The sequence below is a fragment of the Onishia niordana genome, from assembly GCF_004798965.1.
In the GTDB taxonomy this organism is placed as follows: Bacteria; Pseudomonadota; Gammaproteobacteria; order Pseudomonadales; family Halomonadaceae; genus Onishia; species Onishia niordana.
Genome location: NZ_SDSD01000006.1, coordinates 54,914 through 71,272, shown reverse-complemented (window position 1 = coordinate 71,272; position 16,359 = coordinate 54,914). Strand labels below are relative to the sequence as shown.

Here is a 16,359-nt window from a genome sequence, read left to right as displayed (position 1 = left end):
GATCACTCCTCAAAACGTATCATCGCTGCTTCCAGGGCACGCCCTGTGCTTTCTCACAAATGCACGATCACCTCGACCCGCCGATTTGCCGAACGCCCTTCTTGCGACTCGTTACTTGCCAAGGGCTGGGTATCACCATAGCCGATCGCTCTTAGCCGCGAACCGTCGACACCGGCTGCCTGTAGCTGGCGAAGAATGGCGGTAGCACGGGCGGCGGACAGCTCCCAGTTGGATGGATAACGCTCGGTATTGATGTCACGGCTATCGGTATGACCCTCCACCGAGACGGTGCCATCGTAGCGCTGGATGATGCTCACCAGCCGGTTGACAACATCTTCGCCGATTTCCGTTAGATCAGCCGCGGCGGACTCAAACACCAAGCGGTCCTGTATGCGTAGATTGATGCCCTCGGAGACGTTGGAGACCTCAACGCCCTCAAGGCTTGGTAGTACTTTGGCGTCAGCGAGCTGCGATTCAATGGCCTCACTCAGGTCAGTGGCGGCCGCCACCGCCACCGACGACAGTCGCACGGTATTAGCCGGTGCAGCGGGGGTAACGACCAGTTCCATGTCGCCCAGTGCTGCCAGGTCCAGCCGCTGATCGAGCATCACGGCAGGCAATGAAGCACGTAGGGTATTACTCGCAGGAAGCGGGCGCAGCGCCAGGGCTCCGCTGTGATCGACCCGCTTGAGCGGGGCCGGCAGATGGTCAAGCAGCGCCAGAGGCTCATAGACACTGCCCGGTGCTTCGCCAGCGACGCCCGCCTCGCTCTCTGCTTCCTGATGACGCGAGGCCTGGATGGCGCCAGCAAGCATCAGTGCGCCCTCGGTGCGCACTCGCGGTGCATCCGTCGCTCCGGCTCGTTGGCTGTTAATGCCCAGGGCGACCACAATTGCTTCGGGCGCCACTCGCTCGGTAATTGCCGGCTCCGGCTTGCTGTCTGCGCTGTTGGCAGCGGCGACCGCCAGCAGCAGCGCAAATAGTGCGACCAGCAGGGTCATGACATCGATATAGCTAAGCATCCAGACTCCGCTGGCATCCTCAGTTACGCCATCCTCAAGAATCTCGTGCTTGTTGACCCTACTGCGCTTTGCTTCACGCATGCTTTTGCGCCTTCCTTAGTATCTTCGGCATGCGTCGGCGAGGCTTGCCCGCTGTAACGCCGGCCTCGAGCTCATCACCAAGGCCATCATCCAGGCCGTCGCGGAGTTCGTCACGGTGGGTAGCCATCAATGACTTCAGCGTTTCTTCAATGAATGAGGGCAAGCGGCGACGCGACATCAGGGAGACACCTTCGAGAATCATGTTCATCGCGACCAAGCGCTCTTCGGTACGACGCTCGAGCTTAACGGCGATGGGCTTGAAGATCAGGTTGGCCAATACGATGCCGTAGAAAGTCGTCAGCAGGGCCACGGCCATGCGCTCACCAATCACACCGATCTGAGCGGCGTCCATGCCTTCCAGCATATTCACCAGTCCGACCAGGGTACCGATCATCCCAAAGGCCGGGGCGTAGAGCGCCATGGTGCGAAAAATTTGCGCCTCGGCCCGCTCGCGGGCCTTGAGCCGGGCGATTCGCCAACTCAACAGATCGATGATCTCTTCTTCACGGGTATTGTCGATGACAAGCTGAATACCGGTGCGCATGAAGGGGTTGCGCAGGGTATCCAAACGCTTCTCGACCCCGCGCACGTTACCCGAGAACCAGAGCTTAGCCAGGCTAACCAGCTCCTGAAGATCCGCTTCAACTCGGCTGTTCTCACGGCGAAATACCAGGCCGACCAAGCGCACGACCCTGACGACTTCCCGCAGCGGATAGCTGATAAAGGTGGCGGCCAGCGTGCCCGTCAGCACGATGGCGAGCCCAGGCAGGTTGATGAAGCTCGACGGTGCCTCGGCACTCAGCAGCAGCACACTTGCCAGCATCATCAGGCTGGCCGCAATACCAATCAGGGTGGAGGGATTCATGGTCTGTGTATCCGCCTGGGTCGCTAATAAGGAAATGAGACGCTTGAATACAACGCGTCGGATAGGCCATATACCTTCGGGCTTGGCTTGCCCGCTTCCGTCTCTTACTAAAGGGCTCTTGCTAAAGGGCTCTTATTAAGAAGCTCTTATTAAAAGGCTCTCGCTAAAGGTTTCGCCTGTCACGCCGATAAACGTCGTTGAGTACAAGAATAACCACAGCACATGAAGGACGCTTCGCCATGACGTCACCGATCCATGAATCAGGTTCACTATCGGCCACTTCTTCATCGGCCCTCACCCCCTCATCGGCGCTTGATGAACTCACGCCCGGGCAGCGCATAGACGGTGCCCTTGCTCACCTCTCACTGCTTGGCAAAGACAGTGACAGCGGCACATCTATCACGGGAGCACTAATGCCTCCCGGTGCCGGCGAGCTCATCGCACCGCTTCGGCGCATCAATGAGGTCATGCGCAGCTACGGGCTCGAATTCACCCTGAACGAGCATCCGTCTCGCGTGGTGACCCGTATCGTCGATCGTGCCAGTGGCGATGTGATCCGCCAGATTCCCTCTGAAGAGGTTCTACAGATAGCCAAGCGCCTGGATGAACTGCAGGGGCGGCTTATCAACCTGGAAGCCTAGCCGGATCCGAAAAGCACCTGCGCTCGGCTATACGTCGTCAACAATCAGTTCGAGCGCTCCCTTCCAACCTACTCAATCAGCGCCTGACCTGATGAGAGCGGCCTAATAGATTTGCCTATTAGACCTGCATATTCATCACATCCTTGTAGGCCGTCACGAGGCGGTTTCGCACCTGCACGCCCATATCAAAGGCGACGCTTGCCTTCTGCATATCGACCATCACGTCATTCAGCGCAACGTTGCTGTTGCCGGAGAGAAAATCGGTGCGTTTGCTGGCAGCCGCCTGCTGCATCTCGTTGATGCGCTGAAGAGATGAGTTCAGCTCGTCGGCAAAACCGCCCTGGCCAACGGACGTGGACACGGACTGCCCTTTAAGCTGTTGACCGCTGGCCTCAGCGGACAGGCTGTGCATCTGTTGCAGCATCGACTGAATCGAGGGGGAACTCATGGACATCGCCTCGCCTAGGTAGTGGTGCCGCTACTCTATCAGCCCACCTTGAGGGTCCATGCGGGCAATTGGCGATAAAAGCACGGGCTTTTCTGACCTTTGTAGTGGCCAGAGCCGCGGATAATGGCGTTCATCAAAGTACCAACCAAAAAGCTGTTGGCGAGAACAGTACCGACGAAACAGTCTTAACGAGATAGCGCTGCTCGAAATAGCACCGCCCGATTCGGGACGGACACCCGCGATGAACGGATCTTGACATGCCTTCTGCCCACATCATTGAGCACATCACGACAAGCACTGCCGATCGCTGCCGGAGGCCTTCATGAGCAACGGGGCCACGGCCACCGATTCCGCACGCCAGGGCAACACGCCCTCTTCCAAGGCCTCAGGCTCCAAGACCTCAGGCAGTGCGGCTCAACCTGCGGTTGATCGAATCAAGGATCAGCTGAAAAGCAATCCCATGATACCGCTGTTGATCGCCCTTGCAGCGGTGATCGCCATCGTTATCGCCTTGCTGATGTGGGCCCAGTCCCCCAACTATCGGGTGCTTTATAGCAACCTGAGCGAAGCCGATGGTGGTCGCATCATCAGCGAGCTCGACAGCCGCCAGGTGCCCTACGAATTTGGTGCAGGCGGTAGCGCCCTGCTAGTGCCCAGCGACAAAGTCCATATGTTGCGCCTTCAACTGGCCGAACAGGGGCTTCCCCAGGGCGGCAATGTCGGCTTCGAGATCATGGACAACCAGGCTTTTGGTATCAGCCAGTTCGCCGAACAGGTCAACTTTCAGCGCGGCCTGGAAGGCGAGCTGGCAAGTTCCATGGAAGCGCTGGGCCCCGTGTCCAAGGCCCGCATCCACTTGGCGATGGCCAAACCTTCGGTGTTCGTCCGCGAGGAGCAGCCGGCCAAGGCCTCGGTGGTGCTGACGCTGCAACCCGGCCGGGTACTCGGTGAAGGTCAGATCACGGCGATCATGCACATGGTGTCCAGCAGCGTGCCGGATCTTGCCACGGAGAATGTCACTGTCGTCGACCAGGATGGTCGTTTGCTGTCACAACCCGGTGGTTCCAGCAGTGACCTTAACGGCACGCAACTTGACTATATCGCCGAGGTGGAAAACTCCTATCAGCGTCGCATAGAGAGCATCCTCAACCCGATTCTTGGAAGCCAGAATATTCACGCGCAGGTAGCCGCACAGATCGACTTCTCGCGTCGCGAAGAAACTGCCGAGCGCTACGGGCCTAACCAGGCGCCCAATGAAGCCGCTATTCGCAGTGCGCAAACCAGCGGCACCTATACCGGTGGCAACCAACTCGCTCAGGGCGTGCCGGGGGCGCTCACCAACACCCCACCGGGCGCCGAAGCATCACCGATCGATCAGGCCGACGGTGAAGCCGGTGCCGATACCGAAGAAGGCGAACCACCCAGCCGCTTGAGTCAGGACAACGTCATCAACTACGAAGTCGATCGTAACGTTGCCCATATCCAGCATCAGCGCGGCCAGATCGAACGTCTGAATGTGGCGGTGGTGGTCAACTATCGCCAGGAAATGAATGACGAAGGCAATATGGAGATGGTGGCGCTAAGCGACGACGAAATTGCCCAGATCGAGCGCCTGGTCCGCCAGTCCATGGGCTTCTCGCAGGCCCGTGGCGATGCTATCGAAGTGGTCAATAGCCCCTTCACCCAGCAGAAGAATGACAGCGTTGAGCTTGCTTGGTGGCAGCAGCCGGATCTTCAGCAGCTGGCGTTCACCCTGGGACGCTACTTGCTGGTTGGCCTCGCCATCTTGTTGCTGTACCTGCTGATTCTGCGCCCGCTGATCAAGCGCCAGACAGCTCAGCCGATGCTGCAAGGCCCGGGTTCCACTATCAGTACTGCGGTGGGCCAGGATGGTGATGATGGCGAGGCCGGTGCAGTCGCAGACGTTGAAGAGAGCCCAGCTGAGACCTACTCGGCTCCCAGACGTCCGCGCAAGTCTTCGAGCTATGAAAACAACCTTCAGGAGCTTCGTGAGTTGGCACAGGAAGACCCCCGCCTGGTCGCGATGATCGTACGCAGCTGGATGAAAAACGATGAGTAACAGCACCGCGAGCACAATGAGCGGCGCCCGTCGTGGCGCCATCCTGATGCTGTCACTGGATGAAGATAGCGCCGCTGAGGTCTTCAAGTACTATTCGGCCCGTGAGATCCAGGACATCAGCCAGGAGATGGCCAACCTGGGCCAGATCTCGCACGAGGATATGCGTCGGGTGCTCAACGATTTCCAGAAAGAAATCGATGAGTTCGCCTCCGTCAACATGAATTCCAGTGATCATATCCGCTCGGTGCTCACCAAGGCGCTGGGTAGCGAGCGGGCGACCAGCCTGATCGAGGATGTGCTGGAAACCAAAGGCACTACCTCCGGCATCGATGCCCTGAACCTGATGGAGGCCTCGGTGGTATGCGAAATGATCCGTGACGAACATCCGCAGATCATTGCCACCATCCTCGTGCACCTCGAGCGCCCCCAGGCAGCCGACATCCTCGAACTGCTCGATGACAAGCTGCGCAACGACGTAGTGCTGCGTATCGCCACCTTCAGTGGCGTTCAACCGGCGGCGCTGCAGGAGTTGACGGAAGTGCTCGGCAATATGCTGGATGGCCAGAACCTCAAGCGCAGCAAGATGGGCGGCGTGAGAACGGCTGCCGAGATTCTCAACCTGATGAATTCCAGCCAGGAAGAGACCGTCATCGAGACGGTGCGCGCGCACAGCGAAGATCTTGCTCAGCGCATCATCGACGAAATGTTCCTGTTCGAGAACCTGGAAGACCTCGACGACCGTGGCATTCAGTTGCTACTCAAAGAAGTCGAGACCAATTCGTTGGTGGTGGCACTCAAGGGTGCGCCAGACACACTCATGGAAAAGTTCATGCGCAATATGTCCCAACGTGCGGCCCAGTTGATGCGCGAGGATATGGAAGCCCGTGGCCCGATCCGGCTTTCTCAGGTCGAAACCGAGCAGAAAGCCATCCTGCAGATCGTCAGGCGCCTGGCGGACAATGGCGAGCTGGTCCTAAGCGGAGGAGACGACAGCTATGTCTGATCCTGATAGCCGTCAGGACAATCAATGGCGAACCTGGCAGATGGATGAGCTCCGGGAGCAGGCTCGCTCAAGCTCAGGCGTCTCGTCGGCTGAGCTTGAACGCCAGGCAAGAATTCGCCAGCGCGCCCAGGAACATCAGGCGGCCCTCGAAGCCGAGCATCAGCGCGTTCGCCAACAAGCCCAGGAAGAGGGCTACCGCGAGGGTTTCGAAGCCGGCCGCAAGGAAGGCAATGCCCAAGGGCTGAAGGAAGGTCGTGCACAGGGCGAAGAAGAGCTGCGCAAGCAGACCCGAGAGGTCATTGCGCCGCTGGCCCCTCTGGCATCTCGATTCGGCGAGGCAATCGCGCAACTGGATGAAGAGATCGCCGATGCACTGGTCAACCTGGCACTCGCGACCGGCCGTCAGCTGGCGGGCGATGCCTTGAAGGCCTCGCCTGAACAGATTCTCGAGATCGTGCGTGAGTTGATCCACGTTGAACCGGCGCTTTCCGGCAAGCCGCGACTGTGGCTGCACCCGGATGATCTTCCGCTGGTGGAAGAGCAGCTTGGCAATGAGCTGGAGAGCGCTGGCTGGAAGCTACAGCCTGACGACCAGCTCAGCCGCGGTGGCTGCCGTGTGACTAGCCAAAGTGGCGAACTGGATGCCAGCTGGGAGACCCGCTTCGAGGCCATCGCCGAGCAGATTCGCCATCGGCTGCCAGGTCATTCGGCTTCCCAGCAGGAGCCAGACAAGGCACAGGAGTCCGACGCATGAATACCGCTTCGCGCGTGACCACGCACCAAGCCCGTTGGCGAGGGACCCTCGACCGGGTGGTGGCGCGCGTCGAGGCATTGCCCAACTATCGTGCCAGCGGTCGCATCATTCGCGCCACAGGCCTGGTCCTTGAGGCCGTGGGGCTTCGTGTCCCCCTAGGCAGCGCCTGTCGCATTGAGCTGGGTGCGGAAAACCCGCAGACCAAGTCCCGCTACGCCGAGGCCGAAGTCGTCGGGTTTTCTGGAGAAAAACTCTTCCTGATGCCCTTGGCAGAAATCAGCGGCCTGACACCGGGCGCCCGTGTGCTACCCCTTGGCGATGGTGGGGCACAAAGTGCCAGGCGCTTCCCGCTGGGCGAGTCCTTGCTGGGACGCGTGGTCGATGGCAACGGCAAGCCACTCGATGGCGCCAGACAACTTCAAGATGTGCCGCATGCGCCGCTTGCCACGCCACCGTTAAACCCGCTGTCTCGCGCCCCCATCGACACCCAGATCGATGTCGGCATCCGTGCCATCAATGCCCTGCTCAGTGTCGGTCGCGGACAACGCATGGGCCTTTTTGCCGGCTCAGGCGTCGGCAAGTCGGTTCTATTGGGCATGATGGCGCGTTATACCAAGGCTGACGTGATCGTCGTTGGGTTGATTGGCGAGCGTGGTCGCGAGGTGCAGGATTTCATCGATAACATTCTCGGTGAGGAAGGACGTAAACGATCCGTCGTGGTGGCCGCACCCGCCGACACCTCGCCTCTGCAACGTTTGCAAGGGGCCTCCTACGCCACGCGCCTGGCAGAAGGCTATCGTGACGAAGGCAAGGATGTACTGCTGATCATGGACTCCCTCACTCGCTATGCCATGGCACAACGCGAAATCGCCCTGGCGATCGGTGAGCCACCGGCGACCAAGGGCTATCCCGCTTCGGTCTTTGCCAAGCTCCCCGGGCTCGTCGAACGGGCGGGCAATGGCAAACGTGGCGGCGGCTCTATCACCGCGTTCTATACAGTATTGACCGAGGGCGACGATCAACAGGACCCCATTGCGGATTCGGCCCGGGCGATTCTGGATGGCCACATCGTGTTGTCCCGGGCCCTGGCCGAAGCGGGCCATTACCCCGCCATCGATATCGAGGCCTCTATCAGTCGCGCCATGAGCGCTATCACCGATACGGCGCAACAGCAGCAGGCACGACACTTCAAGCAACACTTTTCGCGCTACCAGCGCAATCGTGACCTGATCAGCGTCGGGGCCTACAGTCCAGGGCATGATCCTCAACTGGATCACTCTGTTCAGCTGTTCCCGCACCTGGAGCAGTTCCTGCAGCAACAAGTCGAAGAACGTGCTGACGTGACACAGGCCAGACAGTCACTGTCGGCCATCGTGGGAGGTGGACAATGAGCGCATCCTTACCGCTAGATACGCTGACCGAACTGGCCAAGGAGGCCCGTGATGCCGCCGGCCAGACGCTTGCCAACGAGCGTCGCTCCCAGCAACAGGCCGCGACTCAGCTGGATACACTCCGCCACTATCGCCTGGAGTACGCGACACGCTTGCAGGATGCGATGCGCAAGGGGATCGACCCCGCCACGCTGCATAACTATCAGCGCTTCCTCCTTTCACTCGATGATGCCATCGAGCGCGCCCGCTCCGCTGTGGATAATCACTCTCAGCGTGTCGAAGGCTGCCAGCAACATTGGCGAAAGGAACAGCAACGCTTGTCGTCCTACGACACCCTGGCGAGCCGTCGACAGGAAACGGCTCGGCGAAACGAGCAGCGCCAAGAACAACGTCACAACGATGAAATGAGCAACAATAGCCTGCTGCGCCGCGCATCCGACGACGAGCGCTCATAGGAGATCATATGGGTATCATCGACTTTATCCCCACATCTGCGCCCAGCTCGGGCAAGCTCGTAGGACGGCAGGCCAACGACGCTAAGCAAGGCGGATCGCAGGACTTCGGCACGCTGCTCGCCAAGCGCCAAAACCAGGGCAATGTCGCCTCTAGTAGCGCGAGTCCAGACACCAAGGCCTCGCAACAGTCATCTCCGGCAGGCTTGAAAGAAGCCCTATCGACATTGAGCCCAAAGCAGCGAGAGGCCCTGAGCGATCAGCTCGGGCAGGATCCGGCTGCACTTGAACGCCTGACCTCATCCCAGCAGGAGGCGCTGGCCTCTCTGCTCGAAGGTGAATCACTGGGTGGTGAGGCCGCGCAGGACCTGAACGCAGCGCTCTCGGCTCTCGGCCTAGTACCTTTTGAGGCGAATGACAGCCTGAACAACACCTCTGAAGGGCCGAAAGATTGGTTCAATGCGACCGGCGCTATCACCGCCGGCGATGCTACACCGGCGCCCGAAGGCGGCGATGCCCCGCTCGCGTTGTCGATGATTGCTGAGCGGATGAATCTCATCGATCAGGCCGGCCACTCGGCAGGCACCGCGAGTCCTGGTGACAGCATGTCGATGGCCGGCAATGGCGTGACGACTGGCGATGCACGACGCGAACAGACCGCACTTAATCAAGCAACAATGAATGCAGACTGGCTGAATCGCAGCGCCGTGGCACAAGCCGTCAATGAGTCGATGACTGCTAGCAGGCAAGGTCAGCCTGCCCCTGTGATGGCGGATAATGCAGCAGCGGCACTGTTGACAGATGCAAGCGAGACGCGCGGGGTGGCATTGACATCGCCCTCAACGGGCACGGATACGCTGGCACTCTCGACCGCGCAACCGGGCTCATCAGCCCTCGCCGGCGCTGCCCAATCCCAGGCTGGCGGTGGCGCACTAACGGCTCCGGTTGCTACCCAGCAGTGGCAGCAGCAACTTGGCCAGCAGCTCATCGGCATGGCGCAGCGCGGTGACCAGCAGATGGAATTGAAACTGCACCCGACCGATCTCGGCCCGCTGTCGGTGACCCTCAAGGTCGCTGAGAATGGTGCCCAGGCGCAGTTCCTGTCGGCTCATTCACAGGTTCGCAGCGCGCTTGAGCAAGCTATCCCTCAGCTTCGCGAAGCGCTGGCGCATCAGGGCATCACGCTTGGTGATACCTCAGTCGGGCATCAAGCCTCTGGACAGTCTCAGGAGCAGGGCTTCGCCGGGCGCCAACCCTCGGCCAATGGTCTCGGCGAGATCGATGACAGCGGTCTGGATGCCTCGGCAATGCTGAGCACGCAAGGCTCACTGGATGCCTCGCTATTGGATGGGCGAGTGGATCTTTACGCGTGATAAAGCCCTGAAAGCACATGCGGCGATCAACACTATTGAGCTGCGTGAACGACAACGCATCAATGTCATACGTAAACCGCTGACATGAGTCAGTCACGATGAACCGGTAACTATTAATCGGTAGCGATAAACCGATAGTGCCGCCCCCTTCCAACATGCGACACGTATCGGGCGCCTCCGCTGGCTCCTGCCGGGCGACAAACTAGTGAGATACGCACGTTACAGTGGCCTATTCAGGCCACTGTTTTGTTTCTTTAGCCTTCATACTTCTTGCCCATCAGGCCTCATTTCGAAAACGGCGGACTAAATGGCGAACTCTTCGACCTCTTCAGGAAAAAAATGGCTGCTGATCGTGTTGCTGATGGTTTTTGTGGCATCCGCAACAGCGGCCGGCGTATATCTTTTGCTGGACCGCGGCAGCCAGGCTGAGGCTTCAGAGACCGCTGAAACAGAGCCCGTCGTCGCCCCCGATCCTATTTTCATCAAGATAGACCCGTTCACGGTGAACATCAGTGGCGATGAGTATGGTAGCCGTCTGCTTTACGTCGGCCTTACCCTGCGCGTTGGCAACGAAGAGACACGCGAGCTGCTGACCAGCCACATGCCTCAAGTACGCAGCCGCATGCTGATGCTGTTTGCTGACCAGAGCGCCCAAGAGCTGACATCTCCCGACGGCAAGTCCCGTCTAGCAGCGCAGGTCATGGGGCTGTTTGATGCCCCTCTGGCCGACCCACAACCCGAGCTGGCGATCAGTGATGTGCTGTTCACCGATTTCATTGTGCAATAACTCATAGCGCCCAATCGCCATGTCTCAAGATGATCTGCTATCGCAGGATGAAATCGATGCCCTCCTGAAGGGTGTCAGCGGCGAGGAAGAAAGTACCCCCGACGCCGCGAGCAACGAACCACGGATAAAGCCCTACGATCCGGCTACCCAGCACAGGGTCATTCGTGAACGCCTGCACGCCCTGGACCTCATCAATGAACGCTTCGCGCGGCAATTCCGCATGAGCCTCTTCAACCTGATCAGGCGCAGCGCCGATATCACCGTCGATTCTGTTCGCTATCAAAGCTATAGCGACTTCATTCGCAATGTGCCGGTACCCACCAACATCAACATGATCACCATGAAGCCGCTACGCGGCTCCGCGCTCGTGGTATTCCCACCGAGCCTGGTGTTCATGGTCGTCGATAACCTATTTGGCGGTGACGGACGCTTCGTGACCAAGTCCGAGGGGCGCGAATTCACCAATACAGAACAGCGCATCATCCAGCGCGTCCTCGATCTGGCACTCGAGGCCTATCAGGAGTCGTGGAAATCGGTCTACCCTCTTGAAATCAGCTACTTGCGTTCCGAGCTGCAAGCAAAGTTCGCCAACATCACCAACTCGCCAAACGAGATCGTGGTGAATACCACCTTCCACCTGGAAGTGGGTAATCTGGCGAGCGATTTCCAGATCTGCATGCCCTACTCGATGATCGAGCCGCTGCGGGATACGCTCACCAACCCCCACAACGATAGCTTTGATAGCGCTGACAAGACCTGGACCAAACGCATGGCGGGTGAGATACGCCAGTCTGAAGTCGAGCTTGTCGCCCAGTTTGTGGATATTCCTTCGCGCATTGCGCGCGTCATGAGCCTCCAGGTGGGCGATGTGCTTCCCATGGAACTGCCGCAAACCGTAACCGCCAGTGTGGATGGCGTTCCCGTCATGGAGTGCGATTACGGTAGCCAGCATGAACAACGAGCACTACGCATTCTGCGCCTGATCGACCACACCTCAATGTCCAGCAACACTACGGGTGCCTTCGTCAAGGGATCCAAGACATCCAAGGAAAGTAACGATGAGTGACCCGAAGAATCCCGATCAGAACTCGCTTCCCGATGATTGGGCCGATGCCATGGCCGAGCAGGACGATGCCGACGCTTCGGGTAGCGATAACGCGGCCGATGACGATCCGTGGGCGGCTGCACTCGCCGAGCAGGCGGATAGCGAGGAAGTAGAAACAGAAGCCAAGCAATCGCCATCGGCAAGCGAGAAAGTCTTCCGTCCGCTTGATGGCGGCGGAGACAGTGGTGCAGCTCGTGATCTCGAAATGATCATGGATATCCCGGTCAAGCTGAGCGTAGAGCTTGGCCGCACCAAGATCACTATCAAGCAGCTGCTGGAACTCGCACAGGGTTCGGTCATCGAGCTGGATGGGTTGGCGGGTGAACCCATGGATATCTTGATCAACGGCTATCTCATCGCTCAGGGCGAAGTCGTGGTCGTCGATGACAAGTATGGTATCCGTATCACCGAGATCATCACGCCGTCGGAGCGGGTGCAGAAACTCAACCGATGAGCCAACAAGCCCCTACCAGCAATTCGGCGGCCGATGTGGCGACGACCGGCTTCGATACGATGGCCACCAGCAGCGATAGCCTCATCGGTCTCGCTGCTGTCGGCAAGGTCGGTCTGGCGCTTGCGCTGATCCTCGGGGTCATCGTGCTGGGTAGCTGGCTGATACGCCGCCTGGGACCCAACGGAACCCGTGCGGGGCGGGCAGTTAAAGTGATCAGCTCTGCAGCGGTTGGGCAGCGTGAGCGGGTGGTTATCGTCGAGGTCGAGGATACCTGGCTCGTGCTCGGGGTCGGCGGTGGCCAGGTCAATAAGCTGCATGACCTCAAGGCGCCGTCTACTGCGGCATCCTCCTCTGCGGACAAGGCCTCTTCCAGCGCTGATACACCTGATTCGTCAGACGTGGCGTCATCACGCGATGGCGATCAAGGATTTGCCGAGCGCTTTGCCAGTGCCTTGCGTCACAATACCGGCACCATGCTGAAAGGCCGTGGCGGGCGAGGCGACTCATGAAACCGCTTCTTCACGATGGATCGCCATTGAGCAGATCAGCGCAACGCAGTCGCCCACTCATCGCAGCGGCCTTGGGCCTGTTAGCGCTGATGGCAATACTGGTGCCCGATACAGCCTGGGCACAATCCATTCCTGGCATCGTGTCGCGGCCAACGCAGGATGGCGGCCAGCAGTGGTCCATCAAGCTGCAGACGCTGCTGCTGTTGAGCAGCATGGCCTTTCTGCCGGCTGCCCTGCTGATGATGACCTGCTTCACGCGCATCATCATCGTGCTGGGGCTATTACGTACCGCCATGGGCACCCAATCAGCTCCCCCTAACCAGGTGCTGCTCGGCCTTGCCCTGTTTCTTACCTTCTTCGTGATGTCACCGGTGATCAACGATATCTACCAGACCGCCTGGCTACCGATGGCCAATGATGACATCGCCTTCCCTCGCTTCTTCGAGCTGGCAAGCCAACCGCTTCGCGAGTTCATGATGGGCCAGACCCGTGAGCCTGACCTGGCGTTATTTGCAAGGCTTGCCGAGGTCGGCCCCATGCAAGGCCCTGAAGATGTGCCGATGCGGGTGCTGCTGCCGTCTTTCGTCACCAGCGAGCTGAAGACCGCTTTTCAGATCGGCTTCACGCTATTTATTCCTTTCCTGATCATTGACCTGGTGGTTGCCAGTGTCCTGATGGCACTCGGCATGATGATGGTGCCCCCGGCAACGATTTCACTGCCCTTCAAGCTGATGCTGTTTGTTTTGGTTGATGGATGGCAATTGCTGATGGGCTCATTGGCGCAAAGCTTTTATCTATGACACCGGCATCATCCATGCCGGCCAGCGGTGCCGGTAAGGCCGCTCAGCTTGAGGAGGAACGTCCATGAGTCCCGAAATGGTAATGAGCATGGCCTACCAGGGCATGCGCGTGACACTGTTCATGGCGGCGCCGCTGCTGCTGACGGCACTGCTCATCGGTCTGTTGGTCAGCCTCTTCCAGGCCGCTACCCAGATCAACGAGATGACGCTGTCCTTCATCCCCAAGATTCTCGGCGTGTTCAGCGTATTGGTGCTGGCCGGCCCCTGGCTGCTCAAGCTGATCACCGATTTCACCCGTGAGCTGATCCAGAATATTCCGCTCATGGTGAGCTAGCTATGGTCGAGGTTACCTTCGCCCAACTGCATGGCTGGCTGGTCGCCTTTCTATGGCCCTTCATGCGCCTCTCCGCCTTTATCATGGCATCGCCGCTCTGGGGGCACTCGAGTGTTCCCCGCCAGGCCAAACTTGGCCTGGTGGTTCTCATCTGTGTGGTGATTTCCCCAACCCTGCCCCCCATGCCCGATGTGCCCATCATGTCTTGGGCGGGGCTTGGCATCATGATCGAGCAACTATTGATCGGCGCCGCGCTCGGCGTTGTCATGCATATCATCCTTGCCACCGTTCAGGCGGCAGGTGACTTTATCGCCCTGCAGATGGGACTTGGTTTCGCGACCTTCTTCTCCCCGGACACCGGGGCCAACACCATGATTCTGGCGCGCATTCTCTACATGATCACGCTGCTGATGTTTCTCGCCGTAGACGGACACCTGATTGCCATCGAGATACTCGCCGACAGTTTCGTGACGCTACCGATCGGCATGGGGGGACTCAATCTCGATGCATTCGACATGCTGGCACGCTTTGGAAGTACCATTTTCGAGGCCGGTCTGTTGCTGGCACTGCCTGTGGTGGCGGCCCTTTTGATCATCAATCTATCGCTTGGCATCCTCAATCGCTCGGCGCCTCAGCTGACCGTCTTCAATATCGGCTTTCCGATGTCACTCACGGCAGGTGTCTTCCTGCTGATGGTGCTGATGACCGACCTGGGCCGCTTTCTCAAGCATCTGTTCGAAATGGGGCTAGGTTTCATGGAGAGCCTGGTCACGGCCATGGTCCCCCTCAGTTAGATACCAAAAAGAAACGCGGAATAGTGGGGAAAGGACTGGGGAAAGGTCACCGGCTTTCATCGCTTGGGTGGTGCGCGGATCGGCATACCACCATCACGATCGTATCAACCATCAAGCCCCCTGCCGGCATCGCTTCCGAGAGAGGGCTTGATCAGTGTCGCGGTACCTGAAGCGATGACAGCGCCATGGCTTTCTCGGGTCGCCTGAGTCCCTGACTAGATCTGGTCGAACAACGACATGCCCTGAATATCGGCAAAGGACTTCTGGGCCGCCTGCAGGCCGACCTGACGCAGGCTGTACTCAGAAATGGCTTCGACGTAATCCAGATCGACCAGATCCGAGCGCGTCTGTTCGTAGCTGAGCATGCGGTTGCTGCTGACCTGATCGACCACATCCAGCTCATTGAGACGCGCGCCTACTGACGCTCGCACGGTAAGCACGTTGTCCAGGCTGTTATCGAGCTCGCGCATCGATGTGGCGATGGTGTTCTCGACATCCGCCTGACGACCAGGATCGCCATCGACCGGTGCCTTCAGCACATCAATGGCCGACTTGAGCGATGCAAAGACATCCTGATTGCCGGCCGACCCATCGGCGGGGTTGATCTCGATGCTATCTCCCCCCGCCGCGTCGGGCGTGCCCTCCAGGGTGATCGACAAAGCACCACCCCCCAGCTCGATGCTTTCACCGCTGGTGTAACTTTCTACCGACCCCGTGCTGGTGCTTCCATCAGGGGCCGTGGTCACGACCTGATACTCACTGTCGCTTACAAACTCAATGCGATAAGCATTTTCGCCATAGCCCGGGGCCGAAGAATCCAGCCGGCTAGGGCCTGAAAAGGTGACATTTCCATCACCCGCCACATCACGAGCGGCAGTGGCCACATAGCCCGCCCCGCTGGGCACGCTTTGGAAAATGGCATCACCGCTATCTGACACAGGCATCTGACGCGAGGAGTCGATGCGCTGTTCGCGGTTACTGCTGTCACCGATATAGTTAACGTCGCCACTCGCGTTCTGCGCGAAGGGCGGCGCGTCATCCCGAGAGCCCCCGAACAGATAGGACCCATTGCCATCCGTGGCATTAGCCTGGCCGAGCATGGTGCTATAGATGCCTTCAAGCTCACTGGCGACCGACTGTCTGTCAGCATCACTCAGGGTGCCGTTGGCGGCCTGCACCAAAAGCGTCTTGGCACTGCTGATCGCCTGGCTGACGCTGTTGAGCACACTCTCTTCCTGGGACAGTGAATTACGAGCGCTGACGCGGGAATCGGTATATTGCTCAGTAATAGAAAGCGACTGAGAGACACCTACCGCCTGGGAGGCCGCCTGGGGGTCATCCGAAGGATTGACCACCCGACGACCGCTGGCAATCTGCTGGCCGACGTTGGTGAAGTCGCCCTGTTGGCGGTTCAAGCTGGTCACGCTCTGCTCGAACATTGTCACGGTACTGATACGCATGATGCA

At 59.1% G+C, this 16,359-nt stretch carries 18 protein-coding genes; 14 read left to right on the top strand and 4 right to left on the bottom strand.

Annotated features, from left to right (window positions below; all coding sequences use genetic code 11):
- Window positions 1–53: 53 nt before the first annotated feature.
- Together ETC27_RS12170 and ETC27_RS12165 are read right to left on the bottom strand one after the other, a co-directional pair.
- Window positions 54–1,103 carry an OmpA/MotB family protein gene (locus ETC27_RS12170; RefSeq protein WP_136255276.1) on the bottom strand — a complete coding sequence of 350 codons (1,050 nt, stop codon included), beginning with the start codon at window positions 1,101–1,103 and terminating at the stop codon, window positions 54–56.
- Window positions 1,096–1,968 (bottom strand): motility protein A, encoded by an 873-nt coding sequence (locus ETC27_RS12165; RefSeq protein ID WP_136255275.1) that lies wholly within the window; start codon window positions 1,966–1,968, stop codon window positions 1,096–1,098. The genes ETC27_RS12170 and ETC27_RS12165 overlap by 8 nt, the downstream gene beginning before the upstream one ends.
- A 239-nt stretch (window positions 1,969–2,207) precedes the next feature.
- Here ETC27_RS12165 and ETC27_RS12160 point away from each other — a divergent pair, with 239 nt between their 5' ends.
- The gene (locus ETC27_RS12160; protein ID WP_136255274.1) at window positions 2,208–2,609 is read left to right on the top strand and encodes a flagellar protein FlaG; all 402 of its coding nucleotides are present in this window, start codon (window positions 2,208–2,210) and stop codon (window positions 2,607–2,609) included.
- 118 nt (window positions 2,610–2,727) lie between these two features.
- On the opposite strand, the gene fliE is transcribed toward ETC27_RS12160, so the two are convergent.
- Window positions 2,728–3,057 carry a flagellar hook-basal body complex protein FliE gene (fliE, locus tag ETC27_RS12155; protein ID WP_136255273.1) on the bottom strand — a complete coding sequence of 110 codons (330 nt, stop codon included), beginning with the start codon at window positions 3,055–3,057 and terminating at the stop codon, window positions 2,728–2,730.
- Between the two features lie 322 nt (window positions 3,058–3,379).
- On the opposite strand from fliE, the gene fliF reads away from it, so the two are divergent.
- The 13 genes from fliF (at window position 3,380) to fliR (ending at window position 14,893) form a co-directional block, all read left to right on the top strand.
- Complete coding sequence (gene fliF, locus ETC27_RS12150) at window positions 3,380–5,137, top strand: flagellar basal-body MS-ring/collar protein FliF (protein ID WP_136255272.1); 1,758 nt, start codon at window positions 3,380–3,382, stop codon at window positions 5,135–5,137.
- Window positions 5,130–6,140 (top strand): flagellar motor switch protein FliG, encoded by a 1,011-nt coding sequence (fliG, locus tag ETC27_RS12145; RefSeq protein ID WP_136255271.1) that lies wholly within the window; start codon window positions 5,130–5,132, stop codon window positions 6,138–6,140. The genes fliF and fliG overlap by 8 nt, the downstream gene beginning before the upstream one ends.
- Window positions 6,133–6,894 carry a flagellar assembly protein FliH gene (gene fliH / locus ETC27_RS12140; protein ID WP_136255270.1) on the top strand — a complete coding sequence of 254 codons (762 nt, stop codon included), beginning with the start codon at window positions 6,133–6,135 and terminating at the stop codon, window positions 6,892–6,894. Before fliG ends, fliH begins: the two co-directional genes overlap by 8 nt.
- Entirely contained in the window at window positions 6,891–8,285 is a 1,395-nt protein-coding gene (gene fliI, locus ETC27_RS12135) for a flagellar protein export ATPase FliI (protein WP_136255269.1), read from the top strand. Before fliH ends, fliI begins: the two co-directional genes overlap by 4 nt.
- Window positions 8,282–8,740, top strand: a complete 459-nt coding sequence (fliJ, locus tag ETC27_RS12130) for a flagellar export protein FliJ (protein ID WP_136255268.1) — start codon at window positions 8,282–8,284, stop codon at window positions 8,738–8,740. The genes fliI and fliJ overlap by 4 nt, the downstream gene beginning before the upstream one ends.
- 8 nt (window positions 8,741–8,748) lie before the next feature.
- Window positions 8,749–10,110, top strand: coding sequence for a flagellar hook-length control protein FliK (locus ETC27_RS12125; RefSeq protein ID WP_136255267.1), 1,362 nt, complete (start codon window positions 8,749–8,751; stop codon window positions 10,108–10,110).
- A 307-nt stretch (window positions 10,111–10,417) separates the two neighbouring features.
- Window positions 10,418–10,897, top strand: coding sequence for a flagellar basal body-associated protein FliL (fliL, locus tag ETC27_RS12120; RefSeq protein ID WP_136255266.1), 480 nt, complete (start codon window positions 10,418–10,420; stop codon window positions 10,895–10,897).
- A gap of 19 nt (window positions 10,898–10,916) precedes the next feature.
- The gene (fliM, locus tag ETC27_RS12115) at window positions 10,917–11,963 is read left to right on the top strand and encodes a flagellar motor switch protein FliM (RefSeq protein ID WP_136255265.1); all 1,047 of its coding nucleotides are present in this window, start codon (window positions 10,917–10,919) and stop codon (window positions 11,961–11,963) included.
- Complete coding sequence (gene fliN / locus ETC27_RS12110; protein ID WP_136255264.1) at window positions 11,956–12,456, top strand: flagellar motor switch protein FliN; 501 nt, start codon at window positions 11,956–11,958, stop codon at window positions 12,454–12,456. Before fliM ends, fliN begins: the two co-directional genes overlap by 8 nt.
- On the top strand, window positions 12,453–12,965 hold the full coding sequence (gene fliO / locus ETC27_RS12105) for a flagellar biosynthetic protein FliO (protein ID WP_240724901.1): 513 nt from the start codon (window positions 12,453–12,455) through the stop codon (window positions 12,963–12,965). The genes fliN and fliO overlap by 4 nt, the downstream gene beginning before the upstream one ends.
- A gap of 89 nt (window positions 12,966–13,054) precedes the next feature.
- Window positions 13,055–13,765, top strand: a complete 711-nt coding sequence (gene fliP, locus ETC27_RS12100; protein WP_136255448.1) for a flagellar type III secretion system pore protein FliP — start codon at window positions 13,055–13,057, stop codon at window positions 13,763–13,765.
- A 64-nt stretch (window positions 13,766–13,829) separates the two neighbouring features.
- Entirely contained in the window at window positions 13,830–14,099 is a 270-nt protein-coding gene (gene fliQ / locus ETC27_RS12095; protein ID WP_136255263.1) for a flagellar biosynthesis protein FliQ, read from the top strand.
- 2 nt (window positions 14,100–14,101) lie between these two features.
- Window positions 14,102–14,893 (top strand): flagellar biosynthetic protein FliR, encoded by a 792-nt coding sequence (gene fliR, locus ETC27_RS12090; RefSeq protein ID WP_136255262.1) that lies wholly within the window; start codon window positions 14,102–14,104, stop codon window positions 14,891–14,893.
- Window positions 14,894–15,108: 215 nt separating this feature from the next.
- Here the strand turns inward: fliR and flgL are convergent, their stop codons facing one another.
- A complete protein-coding gene (gene flgL / locus ETC27_RS12085; protein ID WP_136255261.1) occupies window positions 15,109–16,353 on the bottom strand; it encodes a flagellar hook-associated protein FlgL in 1,245 nt (414 codons plus the stop codon).
- Window positions 16,354–16,359 lie beyond the last annotated feature (6 nt).